Source organism: Halostagnicola sp. A56 (assembly GCF_000691505.1).
In the GTDB taxonomy this organism is placed as follows: Archaea; Halobacteriota; Halobacteria; order Halobacteriales; family Natrialbaceae; genus Halostagnicola.
In genome coordinates this window covers 472020-494010 of the sequence record NZ_JMIP02000014.1, presented here as the reverse complement: position 1 = coordinate 494010, position 21991 = coordinate 472020, and the positions used below count along the sequence as shown (strand labels likewise).

Below are 21991 nucleotides of genomic sequence, written 5' to 3'. Positions count from 1 at the left end.
CACGTGGTCGTGGGAGGGCGATTATCTGATCGGGCCGCCGGACCGAGTCGCCCGAACGCGTGTTGGGTACGGTTAACGAAATACAGGAATACAGAACAGTAACGGACGATGCCAGACGAGGCCGAATCCGGCGGCGAAGAACAGCCCGCAGCAGTTACGACGGTCGTCCTCACGGTGCTGGTCGTCCTCGTCGCGTTCGGGCTGACGGTCGCGGTGATCGGCCCCGGGTTCTTCGACGAGGGAACGGCCGGCGACAACGATCCTGAATCGCTCGGCGACCTCGAGGGGTCCTCGAACGTCAATTCGACGGATAGTGCGGCCAACGAGACTACGAGCGACGGTGAGTCGTCCAGCGGCGGTGACGGTGACGAGCGCGGCGATGAACCAATAGACGCGATAGAGAATAGTTCGGGCGGAGCGCAAGCGGACGATGGAGACCCAGAGGGAGAAAGCGACGAAGACGACGGATCGGACGAGGCGGGCGAATCTGACGACGAAGACGAAAGCGACGACGAGGAAGAGACTGGCGGCGAGAACGATACCGGGGAACGTGACGAAGATGACGAAACGGACGAAGAGACCGATGCAGATAGCGAGCGAGAGAGCGGCGACGAGGAGGCAGGGGAAGACGACGAGAGCGAGGAAACTGACGACACAGAAGACGACGAAGAGAGTGCAGCGGACGAGGAGACCGGAGACGAAGCCGACGAGGAAGATGGCCTGCTCGATGGACTCGACGAGTTCATCGACGGGACCATCGAGGACGTGATGCCGGACGACGAGTGATCTGATGGACAGGCGCGACCCCAGTCGTTCCCGCGCAGGGGGCCAATCGTGCGGATTCTGCGGACGTTCAGTCCTCGAGGTGAGCCGTACCGACCGCCCGCTGATCAGATAACTTAGGTGATTTTTTAATCCGGGGCTGCGTCCCGACGGCATATGCACGTCGCGTTCGTCTCGTTCGAAACGCTCGAGCACCGAGAGAGCGAGACGAACCGGCGATTTCGCGAGGTCGTCGAGGGGATCTGCGACGGCGGACACGACGTCCACGTCTTCTGTGCGCAGTTCTGGGCCGGCGAGGAATCGATCTACGAACGCGGTGGGATCACCTATCACGCCGTCTCGACGGGTCTCGACGCACGTGCGTCCTTTCTGCTTCGACTCCCGTTCGTCCTCGCGTCCGCTCGACCGGACGTCATCCACGCGAGCGCGACGCCGCCGGGGCAGGTGATCGCCGCCAACTGGGGCTCGAGACTTGCCCGCTGTCCGTTCGTCCTCGAGTGGTACGGCGACGGTGGCGTCGCCGAGGACAGACTCACCCGGTGGGCGACGAGCCAGCCCGATCGGATCGTAACGCCCTCGGAACTCGTCGGCACCTGGGTACAGGAGACCGGGGCCGAGACCGAACAGGTGACGCCGATCCCGAACCGGATCGATACCGATCTGATACGAGATGTCGTGCCGGCAGCACAGGTGGAAGTCGTCTACGCCCGACGGCTCGACGAGGGCGCGAACCTAGAGAGTCTCCTGCTCGCACTGGCGGAGATCCGCCAGCGAGGCTGGAACGCCGTCGTCATCGGCGACGGTCCCGAACGCGAGCGCTACGAGGAGTTAGCGAGCGACCTGCGGATCGACGACCGCGTCCGCTTCGCCGGCGAATGCTCCCGCGAGGAGCGAGTCGCCGTCTACCGCGGCGCGCACGTCTTCGCTCAGACGGCCGAACGCTGTGTCTTCCCGACGGAGATGCTCTGGGCGCTGGCCTCGGGCTGTGTCGGTATCGTCGAGTACCACGCCGACTCGAGCGCCCACGAACTCGTCGAGGGCTGGGACCGCGGTTTTCGCACCACCAGCGAACAGGAGTTGACGAACGCGATCATCAGCGCGGGCGACCTCGAGTACCGCGACTTCGACGACCGCTTTACCGCGTTCGACCGAAGCGCGATCAGAGACCAATATCTCGAGCTCTACCGGACGCTACAGGACCAGTCCGGCGTGTTGTAGGGCATCGGCTGACGTTTCGGTACCAACAGTACCACAGGAACGGCTACAGCCCCTGCGCCAGCGACCAAGCGAGCGCGCCGCCGAGGACGAGAAAGGCTCCGACGCCGACTAGGACGAGGAGGTTCGGAAGAACGGGCAGGACGAGAAGTGCGAGGACGGCGACCAGAAGGACGATGACGATGTTGAGGCGACGAACGATCGCAGCTTCTGTCATTACTCGTCTAATTCGCGTACGCCGATAAATAGAGTGGGCACGAAGCGGCGCTCGCGTGAGCCGGCGACCGGTCAGAGATCGAACTTCTCGGCTGCGGTCTCCATGTCCTTGTCCCCGCGTCCGGAGAGGTTGACGAGGATGCGCTCGTGGTCTGTCTCCTCGGCGAGTTGAATCGCTCGAGCGAGCCCGTGGCTCGACTCGAGGGCGGGGATGATCCCCTCCGTTTCGCTGAGTTCCCGGAACGCGGCGAGCGCCGCGTCGTCGGTGACGCCGCTGTACTCACAGCGGCCGACGGCGCGGAACATGGCGTGTTCGGGGCCGACGCCGGGGTAGTCGAGACCTGCCGAGACCGAGTGGACCTCGACGTCCTCGTCGATGACGCGCGTTTTCATCCCGTGGATGACGTCGTCCGCGCCGCTCGCGAGCGGTGCCGCGTGGCGACTCGAGTCCGAGCCCTCGCCGCCGCCTTCGGCCCCGTAGAAGTCGACGGGATCGTCGCGGAAGGCGTGAAAGAGCCCGATGGCGTTCGAGCCGCCGCCGACGCAAGCGACCGCGGCGTCGGGCAGTTCGCCCGTCCGGTCGACGAATTGCTCGCGAGCCTCTCGGCCGATGACGCTCTGGAAGTCCCTGACCATCCGCGGGAACGGGTCCGGACCGACGACGCTGCCGACGAGGTAGTGCGTGTCCTCGACGTTCTGGGCGAAGTCCTCGAGGGCGGCGTCGACGGCGTCTGCCAGCCCTTCGCCCCCGCGGGTCATTTCGTTGACCTCGGCTCCCATCAGTCGCATGCGGAAGACGTTCATCTCCTAGCGCTGGACGTCCTTTTTCCCCATGTAGATCTCCGTCTCGAGGCCGAGCAGCGCGCCCACCATCGCCGTCGCGGTGCCGTGCTGGCCTGCGCCCGTCTCGGCGATCAGGCGATCCTTGCCGGCGCGTTTGGCCAGCAGCGCTTGGCCCAGCGCGTTGTTGATCTTGTGTGCGCCGCCGTGGAGCAGATCCTCGCGTTTGAGGTAGATCTCGGCTCCGTAGCGCTCGCTCAAGTTGCTCGCGTAGTAAAGCGGCGTCGGCCGGCCCGCGAACTCCTCGAGCAGGGAGCGCAGATCGGCCTGAAATTCGTCGCTCGTTCCGATCTCGTCGTACGCGTCCGCGAGTCCCTCGAGCGGTTCCTCGAGTGGCTCGGGGACGTGCCGACCGCCGTATCCGTCGAAGTCTCCGGAAGACATCTCTGCCACCACTTGTGACCTCACCGTAATGTATGTTTACAATAGACCGCTTGATTCGTCTGGCCAGTCACCGGCGCAGAAATCAGGCGACAGCGGAAACGGCTTACCGAGCTACCACTCGAGGTCGCCGTCAGCCACCAGATCCGGATTCGCGGGCGTCACGTTCAGGATGCCCATCACCGCCGTTCGGTCCTGCCACGGGTACTCGCTGTCGGGCTCGGACCCGCCGATCTCGAGCGTCTCGCGCAGTTCGCGGGCCACCTCGGCCAATCCGTAGGGCTGGGCCTCGAGTTTGTCGGTCAGGCGCTTGAACTGGGAAAGCGTCCCCATCAGGACGGCGTCGGTCCGCTCGTCCTCGCGCTGGAGTCCCGAGAGGGCACACTCGCCGCCGAGGCTCAGAAGCTCCTGTTTCAGGTAGGAGGCCTGTCTGTACTGCAGGTTCGTCTTGACGACTCGGTGGACGGCCTTGCCGCGCATCCGGTAGACGCCCTTTTCGGTGACGTCGGCCCCTTCGAGCGTCTCGCGGGCGTCCTCGAGGGACTGGATGCGCTTTGGCACGTCCGGTGAGGTCCATCGGGACCGGGCTTCGGCGACCGCGAAGAGCGAGCCAGTGACGACGACCGCGTCGCCGTCGCCCGCGCGCTCGAGCGCGCTCGAGAGGGCGTCCTGCACGGCCGAGTCCGTGTGGACGTCGTCGGCGTCGACGCCGGCGTCGGCGAACACCTCTGCGAGGACCGCTCGGTCCTCGGCCCGGTCCACCGTCGGCTCGCAGGTGACGACCGAGTCGGGCGTCGGCAGGGCGTCTGCCATCTCGCGGTGATCCTTGTCGTGCATCGCGCCGAACACGAGGTGAAGGTCGTCGTACTCGTACGTCGAGAGGGTTTCGGCGACCCGCTCGCACGCGCCGGGGTTGTGCGCGCCGTCGAGGACGGTAAGCGGGTCGGTGTCGAGCACCTCGAATCGGCCGGGCCAGTGGGCGTTTCGCAAGCCGCGTGCGAGTTCGGCGTCGGTCACGTCCGTGACCTGCCGGGCGAGCGCCGCCGCGATACCCGCGTTTTCGGCCTGGTGTTCGCCCGGGAGCGGGATCCGCGTCTCGACGGCCCAGTCGTCGCCGGCGAGTTCGATGTCGGCCTCGACGTGGTTCGCCCGGCCGTCGTAGGTCACTCGAACGTCCGGCTGTGCAACCGACCGGGATCGCTCGTCCATCTGGCGATCACCCGCGCCGTGCTCGACCGTCTCGCCGTCGTGGCCGACAGTCAACACGTCACCCGCGACCGCGCGGACTGACTCGAGCGTGTCGTCGGTGACGCCCGTCACGAGCGGCGCGTCCGCGGGGGCGACGTGGGCCTTGTCGCGGGCGATCTCCGCTTTCGTCTCGCCGATGATACCGGTGTGCTCGAGGCTGACGCTGGTCACAGCGCTGGCGACCGGGTCGACGACGCTCGTCGCGTCGAACTTGCCGCCGATGCCGACCTCGAGGATCGCGACGTCGACGTTTTCGCGGCCGAAATACCAGAGCGCGAGCGCGGTCATCGTCTCGAAAAACGTCGGCGATTCGCCGTCGGCACCCCGGCTGGTCACGTAGGGTTGACTCGCTTCGACGAACGAACTGACCGCACTCCGGGGGATCTTCCGACCGTCGACGCGGACGCGCTCGCGCAGGTCCTCGAGATGTGGCGAGGTGTAGAGCCCGACGGAGAGACCGGCTTCGCGAAGCGTTCGCTCTACCATTCGCGCGGTCGACCCCTTGCCGTTCGAGCCCGCGACTTGCACGAAATCGACGCCCTCGTGCGGGTCCTCGAGGTGGGCCAGGAGGTCGGCCGTCGACTCCGTCCCCGGTTTCGGACGGAACCGCCGCAGACCAAAGAGGAAATCCGCTGCCTCGTGATACTCCATATCTGATCCACAGAGTCCGTCCGCTTTAGGGTTGCGCAACCGCATTTGCCACGACACTTACGTGTCGCGAACGAGCCGTTTCGGATTGACTGATGGTCAGGTTCGACCGACGTTCGGACTTTCTTACCGTTGTCTGAGAGAGAAAACTTATGATCTGGTGTTCGAATCTGTCCCGTGTATGACGCAGTTACTCAGCCGCTTCGATTTCTATGTCTTGGCTGTCTCGGCTATCTCCGAATTCTCTAGAATCATCGGCATCTAACCGAATTTCGGTGACCGAACTATCTCCTTCTTCAGTTCCGATTTCGAAGGAGATCTCTTCTTCTTCGTCAGGATCGATAACAACGTAATTTTCACCAACGTCACTCCACTCGCCGGAATCTCCATCGTACCACGAAAGTGTGGGTGTTCCAGTGAAGTACTGAAAACCATCGTTACTGATCGTCGCGTTGACGATCAGGTTTTCTCCTTCAGCAGGGTCATTGATGTTGGTTATTTCCGACTCGAGAACGGGTTCACCGAAATTTCGGTAGGTGATCTCCTCACCATTTTGAGCGTCAACGATGGGGATCCCTTCAGTTGCCTCCGCTGCTCTGGTCTGAAGCGTTCCAGTATTTGGATTGATTTCGATCGGCGTCGATGAATCTTCGGTGATTAAATCGGGTGACTCGCCATCTGAATACACAATATGCTCTTCCGAATCTCTCACTTCAATAGGTTCGCCATTGTACTGTACAACATCTTGGCCCCTCCACCCAGAGACCACTAAGTTTTCTTCCCTAATGTTACCAGATTCGTGTCGCAAGAAGGTTTGATCCGACGTTTCATTTACTGATTTCCCACTGACGACGAGACCGTCTCCTAGGCGAACTACTACGATATTATCTGGATGGCTCGACGTTGTGGCTGTTCCCGCAAGCGTAACTTCCGTCTCGTTCGATGTCCCTACAACACCCTGCTCAATTGACCCGGTCGAGGCGTCACTAACGGCACCCGCTGCTCCGACCCCGATACCAGCCCCAAGAATTGCGCCGATCACGGCCAGAGACGCGATCAACCCGACGAGGGCGTGTTTCGGACGCTCGGACACACGACACGACCGGATCGACCGGGACCAGACGTTCGCGAACATGGTGGTGACTCCGGAGGGACGGGCGGGCGGCTTCGTTGGCTGATTCGCATTCATCGAAACGACACCGATACTCTGATTCGACTTATTTCGATGGCGTGTTGAAATACTCTCTGGGCGATTATTATAACATATCTGTTGTTTTAGCTATTGGTGGATTGGGTATTCTGCTCGAATAAACACCTATACAGTCGTTTGAGCCGGTTCGCGACGGAGAACGGGTCTCGAGCGATCGATCCGTGACGTTCTCGAACCACCGGCGGCCGGTGAGAACGACCCATTTCGGAACGGAGTCTATTCGAAAGAGGTCACGATACCACCACGCACAAGCGGCGACCCAGAGTCAGGTAGCGCCCGATCGTTCACGTTCGCATGGCTGTCCGCCGAGGGAGACGGTTTCGGCCAGTTACGATCCGTTTTCTCGCCGAAATAAGTCCGATCACTTCGCAACTACGTCCCGTCAAGCGATCGCTCGGAAACCGTACCACGGTGTATCCATCATGTTCTGTCGTGTATCTCTCGGTGAACTCGATGGTGATAGAATAACGTCATATTGGCTCGATCATAACATAACAGGTGTTATGTACGTTCCGTCTGTCCTGACGAACGAATGTTGACCGGATGGCGCTATCGACTCGTCAGCGCGGCCGGCGTGGTCGGAGTGACCACTCTCTCCGTGCTCATAGCGAACCATCCAGCGGTCCAACAGCAGTTTACCACCTACGTTCCGCTCTTCAACCGCCTGGACGTACACACGCTCTCCGGCGGGATGCTCCTGTGGGCCGTCGGCCTTTGTTCGATCGTCATGGTCGGCTGCCTGCTTCCGCTTTACAAACCGCGACCACGGCGCGTACTCGATACGGTGTTCCTCGCGCAAAAACGCGTCGTAACCGGCGGGCTCGCGATCGCGGCGTTCGGGTTTTTCAAGTGGTCCCACCGGCTCCCGCGAGCGACGCTCGTGATGGTGGTCGGCCTGCTTTCGGTTTCGATTCCGGCGTGGTTCGTCCGAATGCGCCGGCGTCCGGCGAACGATTCGGGTCGGACGCTGCTTGTCGGCGACGATCCGGAGCAGATCGAACAGATCTCCGTACAGCTCGAGGGTCCTATCCTGGGGTATCTCTGTCCGACCAGTGCCCTTTCCAGTCAACTCGTCGCGGAGGGGGACTCGACGGGCATCGAGGCCGTCCCCGACGGCGGGTCCATCCCCAGGGACGGCCTCGTCCTCAAGTACGACGAATTCACTGACCTCGACCGACTCGGCGGCCTCTCGAGGATCGAAGACGTACTGGTCGAGTACGACGTCGACACCGTCGTGTTGGCGTTTCGACGAGCCGACCGCGCCGAGTTCTTCGGTTCGCTCGACGCCTGTTACGAACACGGCGTCGACGTGAAAGTCCACCAGGAGTACACCGACTCGGTCCTGATTTCCGACGACCAGATTGGCGAACTGGTGACCGTCGATCTCGAACCGTGGGATCCGATAGACCATCTGTTCAAGCGCGGCTTCGACGTCCTGTTCTCGCTGACTGCGCTCGTCGCGCTCGCGCCGGTGATCGCGCTGATCGCCGTCGCGATCAAACTCGATAGCTCCGGTCCCGTCCTGTACAAACAGGAGCGAACGGCCGTGTTCGGCGAGTCGTTTCAGGTGTACAAGTTTCGAAGCATGGTCCAGAACGCGGAGTCAGAGACTGGAGCGAAGATCAGCGACGAGGACGCAGGCGGCGTCGATCCGCGCGTCACGCGTGTCGGGAAGATCCTCCGAAAGACCCACCTCGACGAAATCCCGCAGCTGTGGGCGATTCTCGCCAGTGATATGAGCGTCGTCGGCCCACGGCCGGAGCGTCCGGAACTCGACAGTGAAATCCAGAGCGACGGGGTCGACTGGAGCAAACGGTGGTTCGTCAAACCCGGACTGACCGGACTCGCGCAGGTCAACGACATTACGGGCCACGAAGCCGAGAGCAAACTTCGATACGATCTCGAGTACGTCCGCCGCCAGTCGTTTAGGTTCGACCTCAAAATCGTTATTCGCCAGATCTGGAAAGTGTTATCCGATGTCAGGGAATTCGTCGCTAGTAGATGAGTGACGAGTCGCCGGTGGCGATTTCTGGACAGGACGTTCTGGTGACGGGCGGGGCGGGGTTTATCGGAAGCAACATCGTCGAAGCGCTCGTGCCCGAAAACGACGTTCGCGTGCTCGATAATCTCTCGAGCGGGGCTCGATCCAACGTTCCCTCGGGCGCGACGTTCATCGAGGGCGATATCAGAGACGACGCCACCGTACGTCACGCGACGGAGGGTATCGACATCATTTTTCATCAGGCTGGACAGATAAGCGTCGAGCGGTCGTTCGAGGCGCCGGAGTTGACCCACGAGGTAAACGTCACTGCGACGCTAAAACTCCTCGAGTGCGCTCGACGTGAATCCGCGCGGTTCGTGTTCGCCTCGAGTGCGGCGGTCTACGGGCATCCCGAGTCGATTCCGCTGTCGGAAGCGGCGCCGACCGAGCCGACGTCGCCGTACGGGGCGTCGAAACTCGCCGCGGAGCAGTACGTGCGGTTGTACGACGACCACTACGACCTGCAGGCGGTTTCGTTGCGGTACTTCAACGTCTACGGAGCCGGGCAAGTCGGTGGCGATTACAGCGCCGTCATTAGCGTCTTCGTCGACCAAGCGCTGAACGGCGATCCGATTACGGTAGACGGCGACGGCTCCCAGACGCGGGATTTTGTCCACGTCCGAGACGTGGTGCGAGCGAACCTCCTCGCCGGGGCCGCAGACGACTGCGACACCGTGTTCAACGTCGGGACCGGTGAGAGCCACTCGATTCTGGAGTTGGCAGAAGTCGTCCGATCCGTCGCCGGATCGGAGTCGGAAATCGTCCACCGGCGCGAGCGGACCGGCGATATCTCCGACAGCGAGGCCGATCTCGCTGCGATCAGGTCCCAGCTGGGATACGAACCGACGATTTCGATCGAATCGGGAATGGAGGAACTGATCACATCACTGGAGTGATCACACAGCGGCTACGACTATCGATTTTTACCTGTACTGACTTATCTATCAGGCTGACTTATATGCTGCTCTCACTCTTACACCTCGAGACGACGTCCTGCGATTTAAGACGGCGCTCGCGGTAGGACGTATCGACCGCAGTTCCCGCTGCTCGAGGATCGATGGCTCCCTCACTCGTACACTTCCTCGCAGGCGCGACGCTCGCGCTGTTCGTAGCGACGCCGCTCGCGCTCCGCGGTCGGCTTGCGCGGCGACACCTGTGGCTCGTCGCCATCGGTGGCCTCTGGGGAATGCTCCCGGACGGAAACTACGTGACGCCCGTCTTCGAATCGCAATTGGCCGCCCTGCACGGTTCGCAGTGGGCGAACGTCTTCGCCGGCCACCACGCGCTCGACCGACCCGCGTTCGCGACTCGAGGCCTAATCAGTACCGGCGTCGCCGTCACGGGGTTCGTCGTCGGCGTTTTCGGATTTTCCAGCGCCGCGATCGTCGGCGAGCGAGATCGCCGCGGCACTCGCTCGCCGCGAAATCGGTTGCTGACTCGAGCACTGCTGTCCGGGTACGCAGCGATCCTCTCCGGTGCTCTCGCGGGCGTCTGTGCGGGTCTCGTACTCGCACACGCCGGTCGAATGGAGCCGCTGGCCGCGCTGTGGGGTCGCGAGAGCGCGACCGCGGGCTGGGTGTTCCTGCTCGCCTGCAGCCTCGGAGCCAGCGGCGTCTTCGCACTCGTTCTTGAGGTACTCGATCGCCGATGGCCGGTTCTGCACCCGACGTTCGGTGTAGGGATGGGGCTCGCGGGCGCGGTGATCGCCTGGGGGATGGTCGTCGCGGTGGCCGTTCCGATCTGGATGCGCGTCGCGTTGGATCTTCCGCGTCCGATTCCATCCCTTCATCTAGCGAGCCTGGCCGGACTCGTCGTCTTCGGGCTGGTGATCGGTCTCGTCTACCCGACCACTCGACGGGTTCTCGACTCGCCGGTCCCGTCTCGCTAGCGATTTCCGAACCGACGAAGCTGGTAGGGCTCCGCTCGAGCAGCTATCGCTTCGATCGAAAACCGAAAACGGAAACTGCTCACGGCTATCGCCGCCGTCGGTATCAGGCCGTGTCGACGGCATTGCCCTCGAGCACGTCGGCTTCGTCGACGGTCACCGTCTGTCCGTCGACGGTGTACTCGCCGCTGTAGGGGACCGTCACCTCGAGGGTGCCGTCTCGTGGCTCGACCTCGCGTTCGTAGGTGATCGACTCGCCGTCGATTCGCTGTTCGGTCGTGACCGTCACCGGGCCGTCGGCGTCGGTGGTCGTCTCGATAGTGGCACCGGGGACGACCGCGAAGGCGCTCGCGTCGTCGCTCGTCGCGAGGAGCCGGTAGTGTGAGAGTCCGTCGCCGTCCTCGCCACCGGTACCGAGTTCGTCGTGGAGTTGGGACTGGGTCGCGTTCTCTGGCACCGAGGCCCCGGTGTCGCCGACGACGACGTACCCCACGTCGTCGCTTCGGAACTGCTCGTACCAGCTATCCGGATCGTCGGCCGCCTGGAACTCGTCGTAGTGAGCGTTCGCGTACGCGAAGCTGTCGGCCTCGCCGTTGACCAGATAGTTGTACAGTCGGTTGTCCGGCCACTCGCTCAGGACGAAGTTCTGGGGATACTCCCGGTCGATCGCTTCGGCGTGGTCGTCGATCGCCGTTGCGGCCTCGTACTGACCGTCGGTGTGGGCGGTCTGGGCGACCAGCGAGGGGACGAAGATGAGACTCATTCCGCAGACGATCAACGCGATGACGGTCAAATAGGCGATCGTCGAGGTGTCGGTCGGAAGGATAATGGTCGGATCTGACTCGCCGCCGTCGGTATCCGCCCTGCGAGCCCCGCCTGCGGTGGACGGCCCGGCTCGAGTCGACTCGCTATCCTCGCGAAACGGGACGGGGAGGCGGGCCAGATCGACCCAGGCCGTCAGGTGGACGAGTCCCAGCCCACCGAGTACCGAGAGCGGGATCGCAAGCTGTGCGGCGAAGCGAACCTGAATCGCGGCCATAGCGACCCAGAAGACGACGTAAACGCTGAGTAACAACCAGGCGGGTTCGTAGCGCTTGTAGGCCACCCAGCAGGTCCACAGGAGGACGACGAGCGCGACGTAGAACTGGATGCCGAGCTGGGACATCGGGCCGTGGATCACGGCGAGGTCCGCCGAGAACAACGACGCGGATTCGGTGAACCCCTCGCGGAGGAAGAGGTCGTCAGCGCGTTCGGTCAGGCGTGCCCAGTCTGCCGGTCGCAGCTGTCGGAAGATAAGGAGTCCCGCCACTGCACAGAGCACCTCGAAACCGACTAGTCCCGTCGTTGGCCACTCGAGGCGCGCCCACCCCTCGGCGAGCGCTGCGATCACGAGGGTGGCGGCGACGGTGAGGACGGGAACGATGGCGACAAACGAGTCCTGCCAGCCCCACCGGAAGTGAAAGAAAGCAGTGAGCCCGCACGCGACGAGCAGGCCGGCGACGATCGGCGCGACGGCCGCCGCGGGGGAGACGCCGTCTCGAGCATCCATCGCGACTTTCAGACCGATGTAGCCCGCTGCGGGGACGAACATGAGGATCGAACCACCCCAGGCGAGCGCGGAGAAGCTGAGTCCGACCCCGAGCGCAACGGCCGCGACCCAGGTCCAGGGCGTTCGAAGGTGTGCGGAAAGCGGTGCCGAGAGCGGTCGATTCGGATCCGAATCCGGCTGCTGGAGTCGCCGACGGCGAATGTCGACGGCGAGCCAAGCGAACGCGACCAGCGTCACGCCGAGCCAGAGGTACTGATGGAGGCGGTGCTCGAGGAAGCCGACGCCGGAGTAGACCGCGTGAACGGGCGTCAGCGCGAGCAAGACGACTGCGGCGATACCGACACGAACGTCGTCGGTGACGATCACGGCGAGCCAGTAGATGAGCACGCCGAGGAGCAGCGTCGCGACGACGGGGAGCCAGGCGGCGACCACGTCCGGGCCGACGAACTCCGCGAGAAACCAGTTCGTCGCATGTGTGAGCGGACGTCTGAGTGCAGCGTCGCCGGGCATATTCGCGAGGAGGCCCACATCAGTTGGACCGTTCGATTCGGCGAGAAATCGGTCCATCCAGTAGCGATAGTAGTACGGGTCGTTTCCCGGCGAGAGGATCGTCCCATCGCGGAACACCGCCGGCGCGTTCAACAGACGCATCGCGACGAGAAAGACCAGCGAGGCGAGGACGGCTCCCACGGTTCGGCGCTCGAGCGAGACCGGGAGCTCGAACTCGAAACCGTCGTCTGCGTTCGACGACGACGCGACGGACTCGCCCGTCAGACCCGCCCGGATCCCCTCCCGGCTCTCGACGCGGTACTCGCCGTCGACTTTCGTCACGAGATCGCGAGAGACGAGTTCGCCGAAGGTACCCGAATCGACGGGAAGGTCGTCGAACGTCCACGTCTCGTGGGCGTCGTCGACCTCGAGCAGCGTCTCGAGGGTCGCTTCGCCGTCGGACCGCTCCTCGCAAAAGCGTGCCGCCCGTCGTGCGACCTCGGCAGGATCTGCGGCCATTATCGCGTACGTCCGAGTGTGGCCTGATTATCCTTTCGCTCTGTTTGACTGTTTGAGAAGGGTGTGACTCTGGTTCTCGGATTCGGTAGCGGGTCGGGCGACGGACGTTCTCAATACAGATGAACGAAGCCGTGGTCCCCGTTTCTCGTTTCCGCACCTGATCTCTCTGCGCTTCGTTCGAAGCCAGCAACATCGTGTATCAGGACAAAACACCTATAGTACTGCAAAAGACGTACCACGAACATGAACTCCCCGGGGAAACTATGGAATTAATCGACGAAAACGGGAACCTCTTCGGCGTCGTGAACGTCATCGACGCGCTCGTCGTCGTCCTCGCGCTCGCGGTCGTCGCCGCCGGAATCGCCGTCATCGGCGTCCTCGGTGTCGGAGGCGGACCCGCTGGGAACGACGACGAAGCCGGAGCGTCCTCGACCGAGACCAAGTACGCGACGCTCTCGCTCGGCACGCAGTCAGTCGAGACCGCCGAGTCAATCACCGCTGGCGACGAGATGATGGCCGGTGACGAACGACTCTCGATCACCGACGTGTACGCGATACGGACCTCGAGTGACACCGCCGACGTCACCGTCCGAACCGAAGTCGTGGCCACCCACCACGAGAACGGAACCGTCACGTTCGACGGCGATCAGTTTGCATCCGGCCGGAACGTCTCGGTCCAGACCGACGAGTACGACGTGAACGGCAGTGTCGACGCCGTCGAATCCAATACGACGACGCTCTCGACCACCGAAACGGAAGTACTGTTCGAAGATACCGTCGGTCGGGAGACGGCCGAACAGATACGGGCCGGGGACGAGTCCGCAATCGGCAACGAAACGGTTGCGACGCTCGAGTCGACCTCGGCGTATCCGATCGGCGACGATAAGTATCGCGTCACCGCCGGGGCGACGCTCACGACGCTCGAGACCGACGACGGCGTTCGATACGGACAGCAACCGGTCGAATCCGGCGCGACGATTCCGTTCGCGACCGACTCCTACACCCTCGAGCCGGCGACCCTCGAGACCGGAACAACAGACGAACCTGGCGAAGCCACGACGACCACAGTCGAACTCGATCTGGACGAACTTTCAGACCGTGAAGCCGACCTGTTCGAACCCGGACTAACCGAGACGACCAGCGGGGAGACTCGGGCAACGGTCACGAGCGTTGACCGCGAGCCCGCCACCGTCGTCGTCGAGGCCGAAGACGGTTCGCTCAACGAGCAGGCCCACCCGACGAAAGACGACGTGACGCTCACCGTCGAACTCGAGACTCGCGAGACGGATCTCGGAACGGAGTTCAAAGGCGAGACGTTGCGTACCGGTGACACCGTCTATCTCGACTTCGGCGTCACGACCGTCGAAGAACGCGCCTGGGTCGTCGACTGAAGCGGCGTCGTTCTCTTTGGCAGTAACCGCTCGAGACCAGCCAAGAGCGCATCTTTCGCGAGGACACGATCGGTGAGTAGCGAAGCGAGTTGGATAGGTCTCCTCGTTCGAGACATCGCGTTCGCAGTTGCGATTCGAGCGGATACGACTCGAGTACAGATCCCACAGAGCAGTCTGTCTCTGTGGGCAGCCTCGGCCTGCTCCTCCTGTTGATCACTGGTTTGAAAAACACCGACACCTGTTGCCGACACAGAAACTACTAATGAAAACCTATATGACCGGACGAGAAACCTCACGTCTGTTATCATGGAGTTACAAGAGTTTACGCAGTCTAACGCACCAGACGAAGGCGGCGATGGATTTCAAAAGGAGAACAACCGGTTGCTATTAGCATCTGCGCTCGCCGCTCGAGATCACGGCGATGCGCGTCGGGCGCTGGATATTCTTCGATCGGCTGGAAAGCTGGCCGAAAAAGGTAATAGTAATCAGGTGAACGAAGAACACGTTCGCGAAGCTGACGAGTACAGCGACCTGAATCGATCCGTTCAGATCATTAAAAACGGGACGCCACATTCGCGTTATGCACTGTATGCGCTCGCGTATCTAACGAAGACGAAACTCAAAGATTCGTTTTCGACGGGCGAACTCTACGATACCTACTGTATCGTAGCCGAGGTTATGACCGGCGAGTCGTTAACCCACCAGCGGATTCTCAGTCTGATGAAAAAGTGGACACTTCCCGAGATTACCGAAAGTCGACACACGGGCGGTGGCAAAAGTGAGGGGAGCTACCGGACCCACCGGTTACTGCACGATCCGGATGTCGTGATGAGTACGTGTATCGAGTCAGCTGACGATCAGCGGACCGTATTGGACACACTCTCGAACTCGACCATATGAGTGGAGGTTTCACTGAAAACGAGGGGTGTCCGTCTCGCGTTTTTCATTGAAAACGAGGGGTGTCTCCCAATCGAGACACACCCACACAGGGGCGAACACTGCCCCTCGAGCACTCGCAAAGAGTAACCGACCCAAGACAGTACACACCGCCGACGGGTCCGTGGCGGGATTTTGGCGGTCGGATCCGTACGAACACGTATGCCCGACGACCGCCCAACCGACGACACCCTCGAGCGCGAGGACCAGGAAATCGCCGCCGAAATCGCAGGCGACGCCGAGTCGCTGCTCGATGCGCTCCCCCACTACTACAGAGGTGAAGTCGCCCAGACGACCACCGCGCAGGATCGGATCGACCAGACGACCAACTGGGCGATCACGGTGCTCGCGGCCCTGCTCTCGGTCGTCTTCTCGAGTCCCGACATGCCCGCCTACCTCTTGCTGGTCGGCATGGTCATCCTCGCTATCTTCCTCTCGTTTGAGGTTCGCCGGTACCGGTTTTACGACCTCTATCGGTCTCGAGTGCGATTCGTCCAGGAGAACGTCTTCGCGAACGCCCTCAATCCCCGGGGCGTCGAGCACGCCAACTGGCGCGAGGAGCTGGGCGAGGACCTCCGATATCCGACGTTCAAAGTGACGCTACTCGAGGCGCTCTCCAGACGCGTGCGTCGCATCTACGCGCTGTTGTTCGCGGTGCTCGGGGTCTCGTGGGTCGCGAAGGTCACGCTGTTTACCCCGGAATCTCGGTGGACAGAGGCCGCCGAACTACCGGGTATTCCCGGACCCGTCGTGGCCGGGCTCCTCGCTCTGTTTTTCCTCGGGCTCGTCGTGCTGGCGAGGTGGCCGGGGGCGCGCGAGGCGAAAGGGGAGATACACGGCGAGGAGCCCGGCGAGTGGAAAGAGACGGATGAAAACGAACCGAAACCCTGACTCACTTGCTGTTCATCGACTCGCTGGCGATGTTTCGTCCGCGGGGTTTCAACGCGACCTCCCGACGGATTCGGACCTCCTCTAACACGTCGAGTTCGATCATGCGCTCGTACATCTCCTCGACGTCATCGGTATCGATGTCGAGGAACTCGGGCACTTCGAACGGCGACACGCCGGAGTAGATCGCCATCAGCACCTCCTGTTCCTGACTCGAGAGGTCGATCTGCGAGGCGTTTTTCTCCGCTCCTCGGTCGAGGACGGACTTGAGCATCGCGCAGTTTTGCGCGCCTCCCGAGAGGTACGTCTGGACGCTGGTCCCCTCTTCCGTGTGTTCGGCTTCGACAACTGGGCGCTCCTGGCCCCGGACGGCTCGTTCGTCGCTCTCGACCGTGCCGATGTCGTCGACTTCGATCTGGACGAAGTTGCCGTTCTCGACGGCGAAGTTCGCCACGCCCTCGTTGATCTTGACGCGGGCTTTCTTCCAGGAGGAATCCTGCACTACGCCGCCTTTGACCGCCGGGTGTTTCACCAGGACGATCTCGCCGTCGAGGATCGCCTTCTGGATCTGGAGTTCGAACTCCTCGACCTCGCCCATCGAGACCAGGTACACGTTCTGGCCGGCGTTGACGCTGATGTAGTCCGATACTTTCGCGATCGTTCGGTTGACGTCGTACCGACCGCGGATTGACTGGATCTGTGCGAGCGGGATCGTCCGCTTGCCGCTGTTGCTCGCGATCACCAGCCGCTTGTTCGAGAGGACGATCCGACCGTTCGACCAGTCGGTGTCGGAGAGCTTTCGCCCGTCCTTGACGACCTGGGTGAACTGGCCGGTCACGTCCGCGAGTTTGGTCTCGGATTTGCTCATGCGAAGTCACCAGTCGGCGCGCCGACGCCGCCGAGTTTCGACAGCGCCGAGAAGCCACGCTTTCGCAGTCGGTCATTTTCGACTCGGTCGACGAACCCCGAGAGTCGGTCTCGCGATACGTCCCCGCCGATCTTCCCGAGGACGAACAGAGCCCGGACGCGCGTCTCAACGTCGACGTACTCATTCTCGACGAGGTCGAGCAGGCGCGTCTCTAACCCGTCTCCGTCGAGCATCGAGAGACTCGTCGCCGCGAACTTCGAGGTCATCGTATCGTCGTCGCCGAGCGTGTCGATCAGCGCGTCCTGTGCCTGGCTTTGGTGATCGACGTCGGCTACGCGACCGAGCAACCAGGCGGCGTTCCGGCGCTGGGCGGTCTCGGTGCTCTGGGTCAAAATGTCGACCAGCGGCTGGACGGACTCACTCGCATTGGCTTGCTCTAGCTCCCCGACGATCTTCTCGCGGACCTGGTGGCTCGCGTCCGCCGGCGCTTCCGAGAGCAGTTGTACGAGCGAGAACATCGCCGTCCGGCGAACGGTCTCGGAGTCGTCGCGCAACGCTTCCGCGAGCAGTTCGACCGCCTCGACGCTCCCGAGGCGGCCGAGCGCGTCGACCGCGATCCGCCGGAGCGTCTCGTCGTCGGCGTCTGCGACCCCCGAGAGTTCTCGGATCGCGTTGTCGGTCCCGATGTCCGCGAGCGCGTAGGCCGCCTCGACGCGGACGTCGTACTGATCCTCGTGGAGGATCTTCGAGAGCCCCGGAACGCTCTCTGCGGCACCGATGCGACCGCAGGCTCGAGCGACCCGTTTTCGCACCCGCGGGTCGGGATCGCCGAGCTGATTCACCAGCGGCCCGACGACGTTGTCCTCGCCGATCTTGCCGAGTCCCGTCGCGGCGGCCATCCGCAGTTCGGGTCGGTCCGCGCTCAGACTCTGTGCCAGCGCCTGGGCCTTCTTCCACTCGGCGACATCCTCGAGCGGCTGGCCGATGATCTCGCCGATGAGCTGTTCGAGCGCCGCCTGTCCGTACTGATCGAGCGCGTCGATCGCGGTTGCGCGGACGTCCTCGCTCTCGTCTTCGTTTGCCGCCCCCACCAGGGCGTCGACGATCTCACCTCTGGGAAATTTGCTGTCTGCCTGCTCGGATTCGAGACTCCCGATGATTTCGGCGGCTCGGCTCCGAACGCTCGGATTCGAGCTCGACTCGAGGAGCTCGACGAGTTTCTTGAAATCCGCGTTCCGCTCGAGTTCGAATAGCGTCATTGTTTCCTTGTTACCTTCCCCGCGGGGAGTGTCCCACCAGCCGATACACGGCCAATTATTCCCCCCACCGATCCTTAATCTTGCCTTCGACAGTTGACACGCCCGGACTGACGTAGCTGCCGACCAACCGCTTTCTGGACCGACCGTGCCGGAAAGCGTTATTCCACATCGCTCTCGTTGTCAGCCGATCCGCCGTCTGCCGACGAGTCGCTTTCCTCGGACGAGTCGGTCCCGTCGGCCGAGTCAGCATCGTCTGTCTCGTCGGACGTCTCGTTCCCGCTCGATGCAGACCCATCGTCATCCATCGACGGATCACTTTCATTCGAAGTCCCGTCTGACTCGTTGCCGTCATCGTAGGCTTTCGACTCCACGATCGTCCCCCACAGCTCGTTTTCGTCGATTTCGCCGTCGAGGTACCGCTCGACCCACTCGGTGTCGACGCCCCAGCCGCGGGCTTGTTCGTCGAACGGATCGACGATTTCGGTGTAGAGGTTCTCGAGCGAGGAGCCGTGGTCGATCAGTTCCTGATAGGCCTGATAGATAACGACGATCTCCTCGTCGGATTCGGCGACCGTCTCCGCGCTCGAGTTGTAGAACAGATCGAGTCGATTTTCCTCCGGCGTGTGATAGAGTTCGTCGACGACGATATCGTGTTCTTCGATTAGGTGATAGAACTCGCCCGGCGTCGCGTCCGGATTCTCGCCAGGGTCCTCCGGCTCGACAAGTCGCTGTCCTGATGCGTTCTCGAGACCTAGAACGGATCCGAGACAGCCGGCGACTGCTCCCAGCGAAAGCGCTCCGAGACCCGCAAGTGCTCCGCGGCGACTGAGCGAGTCTGTCGCTCGAGTCGTCTTGGTCGTTCCGCTCGGCCGTGACGACCCAGAATCGGCGCCCAGCTCGCTACCGTCGTCGTCCCTGCTGGGAGAGTCGGCTTCCCGTGACATCTATACGTCAGCGTAGCACCAACTACGTGAAAAGCGCGTTGGCCGTTCGAGAGCTTATTGTCAAGAAAAACATACCAATCGCCCAGAGAGTATTTCAACACCCCATCCAAACTACTCGAAACATACGATTGGTGTCGTTTGGATGAACTCGAACCCGCGCTCGCACTCGCTAGTCAGTTCCGACAGGTACGCCGCTATAAGAGAACGTCTTCGATCGAAAAGACGTGGGCTACGAGCGGTCCGGCCCCGATTAGCGATCGGTGTCTTGTTGACTGTCGTCCTTTGCGGACTGGTACTCACGGTGGGTATCGGCGCTGTGGCAGGCGCGGAGACTGGTAACACGACCGGCGACCTCGAGTCCGTTGAACTGCTCGAGACCGAGAATCAGATCGACGCGTCACTGGCCACGATATCGTTCGACGACACGGGATACAGCGATTACCACGCGGTGGTGACGTTCGATGGCGATATCGTACGCGGCGAGAACGCGGCGGCGGACGAAACGCCCGAGGACCCGACCATCACCGTCGACGGCGAGAAACTCATGGTCGCAGACGACGGCACCGTCGAAACGATACCCGACGGACGGGACGTGACGACGAGCGATGGCGGCGAAACCGTCACCATCGACGACGAGCTCGTCGTCACCGGCGACGGAATCGTGGAGTTAGCGGACGGTACCTCCCTCGAAGTCGATGGGGTCTCGATCGAATACGACGCCTACGATCGGGGAATCCCGTCCGCGAACGTGTCCGCGGGTGGGGATTACTCCGAGGGCGAGCAACTGTCAGTCACCGCCGACATCACGAACGTTGGATACGGAAATATTCGAGACGAGATCGAGCTATACGGGGTTGCTACCGACGGAGACGCGAGGATCGACGAATCGGTGAGCGAGAATTCGTCAACGCCTCCGGTGGCAGTACCGAGTCGCTGACGTTCGAGCGCGAACTCGTAGCGGGAGACCACCGGATCGACGAACTCCGCCTCGAGGTCGGCGCCGAACAGTTCACGATGCCGATCACCATCACGGAATCGGAAATCGCGATCACGAGACTCGAAACCAACGATCCGGTCGCGGGCGAACCACTCATCGTCGAAGCCGACTTCGAGCGACGCGGTGCGCTGGATCTCGGCGATCGGACCGTGACACTCTCGGTCGACGGGACCGAGGTGGAGTCGCGGTCGATCGCCCTCGCACAGGGTGCGAGCACCACCAAGGAGTTCAGCTACGATACGGACGAGATCAACGCCTCGGAAATCGGCGTGGAAGTCGCGGTCCCGGCGGACTCGAACGCCGAGCAAGCGACCGCGACGGTCGTCTCGCAGGATGCTCACAACGAACGCATGTCCGCAACGATCACCAACGAGCCGACCGCGACCCTCTCGACGCAACTCGAGGTCGTCGCGAGCATCGACTACGACGGGACGGTTCCGGGCGGCGAGACCGTCGTGCCCACGACCTTCCGCATCGACGGTTCGGTCGAAGACGAGCGCAACGTCACCGTCGAGGACGGCTCGGCCACCGAAACGACGTTCTCAACGTATCTCGACGACGCGTCCGTCCCGCTGACGAACGTCTCGGTCGAAACGCCGGGTCGGAGCGACGCCCTCGAGTTCGAGCGAAACCTGTCAACGACGTTTACCGAGGTCGACGAGTCGTTCGGATCCGAAGAATCGCTGGATGCACTCGTCACGATCGAGAACGACGGCGAGACACCGGAGGTCGTCGAACTCACGGTGTCGGTCGGCGATCCCAATGGTGTCGAGGGCGACGGCAGCGAGACAGAGACGGTGTCGGTGAACCCGGGCGAATCGGTCGAATCGGAATTCTCCTTCGAACCGACCGAAGACGCACCGTCGAATCTCGAACTCACCGCGGAGGCGAACGGCTCGAGCGATACGACGACGGCGACGCGACCGGTGTTCACCGTCGAAGACGCCGTTCTCGAGGGAGCCGACAGCGCGAATTCGGAACTGAACATGAGCGGAAACGTGACGAATTCGGGCGAACTACTCGATACACAGACCGTGCAGTTCACGCTGGACGGCGAACTCGTCGGCGAGGAGAGCGTGACGCTCGCGGCCGGCGAGTCGAAGACGGTCGAAACCGCGATCGAGCCGCCGGCGGAAAACGGCGAGTACGAATACGGGATGACGGCGAACAACGAGAGCGCAGGCGCGGCCGAATCGGCCGAGGGAAGCGCACAGATCGACGTCTCCGGTCAGTCGGTCCTCGATCGACTCGCCTCGTTCGCCCTGCCGCTGGCGCTGCTTGCGGTGCTCGCATTGCTCGCGGCCGGTGCGGTCGCACTCAAATACCGTGACGATCCCGACGCGCTTCGGGCGCAACTACTCACGGCGAAGTCGCGTGTCCAAAGCGCCGTACAGGGAATCGTTGGAGGTGGCGGCAGCGTTATCGTCGAAAACGGTCTGCCGAGGGACTCGACGGTCCGACTGCAGATCAAAGACGAGAGCGGAGTCGTGTTCCAGGAGGACCTCCAGCTCGCGGACGGAGAACAGCGCGAGTTCCCCTCGCTTCCGGGCGACGGACGATTCGAAGTCGGCGTCGGCGTTGACGATGTCGCGTCGCACTCGGAGGTCTTTCAGGACACCGCAAGCGACATCGGCGTCGTCCTCCAGCCGGACGGCATTCGGATCGGGGAACTATAACCCAGTCG

16 protein-coding genes and 2 pseudogenes are annotated in these 21991 nt (G+C 62.5%); 10 read left to right on the top strand and 8 right to left on the bottom strand.

The features are described 5' to 3' along the window. Nucleotides 1–108: 108 nt before the first annotated feature. Entirely contained in the window at nucleotides 109–786 is a 678-nt protein-coding gene (locus EL22_RS04290; protein WP_050050309.1) for a hypothetical protein, read from the top strand. A 153-nt stretch (nucleotides 787–939) separates the two neighbouring features. Further along, on the top strand, nucleotides 940–2001 hold the full coding sequence (locus tag EL22_RS04285; RefSeq protein ID WP_050050308.1) for a glycosyltransferase family 4 protein: 1062 nt from the start codon (nucleotides 940–942) through the stop codon (nucleotides 1999–2001). Nucleotides 2002–2044: 43 nt separating this feature from the next. Here the strand turns inward: EL22_RS04285 and EL22_RS17020 are convergent, their stop codons facing one another. The 4 genes and pseudogenes from EL22_RS17020 to EL22_RS04270 form a co-directional block, all read right to left on the bottom strand. Continuing rightward, a complete protein-coding gene (locus EL22_RS17020) occupies nucleotides 2045–2215 on the bottom strand; it encodes a hypothetical protein (RefSeq protein WP_156184040.1) in 171 nt (56 codons plus the stop codon). 71 nt (nucleotides 2216–2286) lie between these two features. Further along, nucleotides 2287–3438 (bottom strand): annotated as a pseudogene (gene trpB, locus EL22_RS04280) (tryptophan synthase subunit beta). A 153-nt stretch (nucleotides 3439–3591) separates the two neighbouring features. Beyond that, nucleotides 3592–5334 (bottom strand): annotated as a pseudogene (locus EL22_RS04275) (bifunctional folylpolyglutamate synthase/dihydrofolate synthase); the annotation flags it as partial. A 187-nt stretch (nucleotides 5335–5521) separates the two neighbouring features. Further along, the gene (locus EL22_RS04270; protein ID WP_156184039.1) at nucleotides 5522–6424 is read right to left on the bottom strand and encodes a hypothetical protein; all 903 of its coding nucleotides are present in this window, start codon (nucleotides 6422–6424) and stop codon (nucleotides 5522–5524) included. A 649-nt stretch (nucleotides 6425–7073) separates the two neighbouring features. Between EL22_RS04270 and EL22_RS04265 the strand changes: the two genes are divergently transcribed. The 3 genes from EL22_RS04265 to EL22_RS04255 all read left to right on the top strand — a co-directional run bounded on the left by EL22_RS04265 (nucleotide 7074) and on the right by EL22_RS04255 (nucleotide 10470). After that, nucleotides 7074–8546, top strand: a complete 1473-nt coding sequence (locus EL22_RS04265; RefSeq protein WP_050050305.1) for a sugar transferase — start codon at nucleotides 7074–7076, stop codon at nucleotides 8544–8546. Next, complete coding sequence (locus EL22_RS04260; protein ID WP_050050304.1) at nucleotides 8543–9478, top strand: NAD-dependent epimerase/dehydratase family protein; 936 nt, start codon at nucleotides 8543–8545, stop codon at nucleotides 9476–9478. The genes EL22_RS04265 and EL22_RS04260 overlap by 4 nt, the downstream gene beginning before the upstream one ends. A 161-nt stretch (nucleotides 9479–9639) precedes the next feature. Next, on the top strand, nucleotides 9640–10470 hold the full coding sequence (locus EL22_RS04255; RefSeq protein ID WP_050050303.1) for a hypothetical protein: 831 nt from the start codon (nucleotides 9640–9642) through the stop codon (nucleotides 10468–10470). 103 nt (nucleotides 10471–10573) lie between these two features. Here the strand turns inward: EL22_RS04255 and EL22_RS04250 are convergent, their stop codons facing one another. Next, the gene (locus EL22_RS04250; RefSeq protein ID WP_050050302.1) at nucleotides 10574–13024 is read right to left on the bottom strand and encodes a hypothetical protein; all 2451 of its coding nucleotides are present in this window, start codon (nucleotides 13022–13024) and stop codon (nucleotides 10574–10576) included. A 263-nt stretch (nucleotides 13025–13287) separates the two neighbouring features. On the opposite strand from EL22_RS04250, the gene EL22_RS04245 reads away from it, so the two are divergent. The 3 genes from EL22_RS04245 (at nucleotide 13288) to EL22_RS04235 (ending at nucleotide 16242) form a co-directional block, all read left to right on the top strand. Continuing rightward, the gene (locus EL22_RS04245) at nucleotides 13288–14415 is read left to right on the top strand and encodes a DUF4330 family protein (RefSeq protein WP_050050301.1); all 1128 of its coding nucleotides are present in this window, start codon (nucleotides 13288–13290) and stop codon (nucleotides 14413–14415) included. 306 nt (nucleotides 14416–14721) lie between these two features. Then, nucleotides 14722–15315 carry a hypothetical protein gene (locus tag EL22_RS04240; RefSeq protein WP_231587873.1) on the top strand — a complete coding sequence of 198 codons (594 nt, stop codon included), beginning with the start codon at nucleotides 14722–14724 and terminating at the stop codon, nucleotides 15313–15315. Between the two features lie 198 nt (nucleotides 15316–15513). Further along, nucleotides 15514–16242, top strand: a complete 729-nt coding sequence (locus tag EL22_RS04235) for a DUF2270 domain-containing protein (protein ID WP_050050300.1) — start codon at nucleotides 15514–15516, stop codon at nucleotides 16240–16242. Between the two features lies 1 nt (nucleotide 16243). On the opposite strand, the gene EL22_RS04230 is transcribed toward EL22_RS04235, so the two are convergent. The 3 genes from EL22_RS04230 to EL22_RS04220 all read right to left on the bottom strand — a co-directional run bounded on the left by EL22_RS04230 (nucleotide 16244) and on the right by EL22_RS04220 (nucleotide 19310). Then, nucleotides 16244–17107 carry a CheF family chemotaxis protein gene (locus EL22_RS04230; RefSeq protein WP_050050299.1) on the bottom strand — a complete coding sequence of 288 codons (864 nt, stop codon included), beginning with the start codon at nucleotides 17105–17107 and terminating at the stop codon, nucleotides 16244–16246. Further along, a complete protein-coding gene (locus tag EL22_RS04225; RefSeq protein WP_050050298.1) occupies nucleotides 17104–18366 on the bottom strand; it encodes a HEAT repeat domain-containing protein in 1263 nt (420 codons plus the stop codon). The genes EL22_RS04230 and EL22_RS04225 overlap by 4 nt, the downstream gene beginning before the upstream one ends. A 158-nt stretch (nucleotides 18367–18524) precedes the next feature. Beyond that, entirely contained in the window at nucleotides 18525–19310 is a 786-nt protein-coding gene (locus EL22_RS04220; protein WP_050050297.1) for a hypothetical protein, read from the bottom strand. Between the two features lie 268 nt (nucleotides 19311–19578). Here EL22_RS04220 and EL22_RS04215 point away from each other — a divergent pair, with 268 nt between their 5' ends. Further along, nucleotides 19579–20247 carry a hypothetical protein gene (locus EL22_RS04215; RefSeq protein WP_156184038.1) on the top strand — a complete coding sequence of 223 codons (669 nt, stop codon included), beginning with the start codon at nucleotides 19579–19581 and terminating at the stop codon, nucleotides 20245–20247. Nucleotides 20248–20324: 77 nt separating this feature from the next. Continuing rightward, complete coding sequence (locus tag EL22_RS04210; protein ID WP_050050295.1) at nucleotides 20325–21983, top strand: CARDB domain-containing protein; 1659 nt, start codon at nucleotides 20325–20327, stop codon at nucleotides 21981–21983. Nucleotides 21984–21991: the final 8 nt, after the last annotated feature.

Coding starts and splice junctions, on each gene's coding strand:
- EL22_RS04230 (WP_050050299.1), bottom strand. CDS start 17,107: ATGAGCAAATCCGAGACCAAACTCGCGGACGTGACCGGCCAGTTCACC.
- EL22_RS04225 (WP_050050298.1), bottom strand. CDS start 18,366: ATGACGCTATTCGAACTCGAGCGGAACGCGGATTTCAAGAAACTCGTC.
- EL22_RS04285 (WP_050050308.1), top strand. CDS start 940: ATGCACGTCGCGTTCGTCTCGTTCGAAACGCTCGAGCACCGAGAGAGC.
- EL22_RS04235 (WP_050050300.1), top strand. CDS start 15,514: ATGCCCGACGACCGCCCAACCGACGACACCCTCGAGCGCGAGGACCAG.
- EL22_RS04245 (WP_050050301.1), top strand. CDS start 13,288: ATGGAATTAATCGACGAAAACGGGAACCTCTTCGGCGTCGTGAACGTC.
- EL22_RS04220 (WP_050050297.1), bottom strand. CDS start 19,310: ATGTCACGGGAAGCCGACTCTCCCAGCAGGGACGACGACGGTAGCGAG.
- EL22_RS04250 (WP_050050302.1), bottom strand. CDS start 13,024: ATGGCCGCAGATCCTGCCGAGGTCGCACGACGGGCGGCACGCTTTTGC.
- EL22_RS17020 (WP_156184040.1), bottom strand. CDS start 2,215: ATGACAGAAGCTGCGATCGTTCGTCGCCTCAACATCGTCATCGTCCTT.
- EL22_RS04255 (WP_050050303.1), top strand. CDS start 9,640: ATGGCTCCCTCACTCGTACACTTCCTCGCAGGCGCGACGCTCGCGCTG.
- EL22_RS04265 (WP_050050305.1), top strand. CDS start 7,074: ATGTTGACCGGATGGCGCTATCGACTCGTCAGCGCGGCCGGCGTGGTC.
- EL22_RS04210 (WP_050050295.1), top strand. CDS start 20,325: ATGCCGATCACCATCACGGAATCGGAAATCGCGATCACGAGACTCGAA.
- EL22_RS04260 (WP_050050304.1), top strand. CDS start 8,543: ATGAGTGACGAGTCGCCGGTGGCGATTTCTGGACAGGACGTTCTGGTG.
- EL22_RS04240 (WP_231587873.1), top strand. CDS start 14,722: ATGGAGTTACAAGAGTTTACGCAGTCTAACGCACCAGACGAAGGCGGC.
- EL22_RS04290 (WP_050050309.1), top strand. CDS start 109: ATGCCAGACGAGGCCGAATCCGGCGGCGAAGAACAGCCCGCAGCAGTT.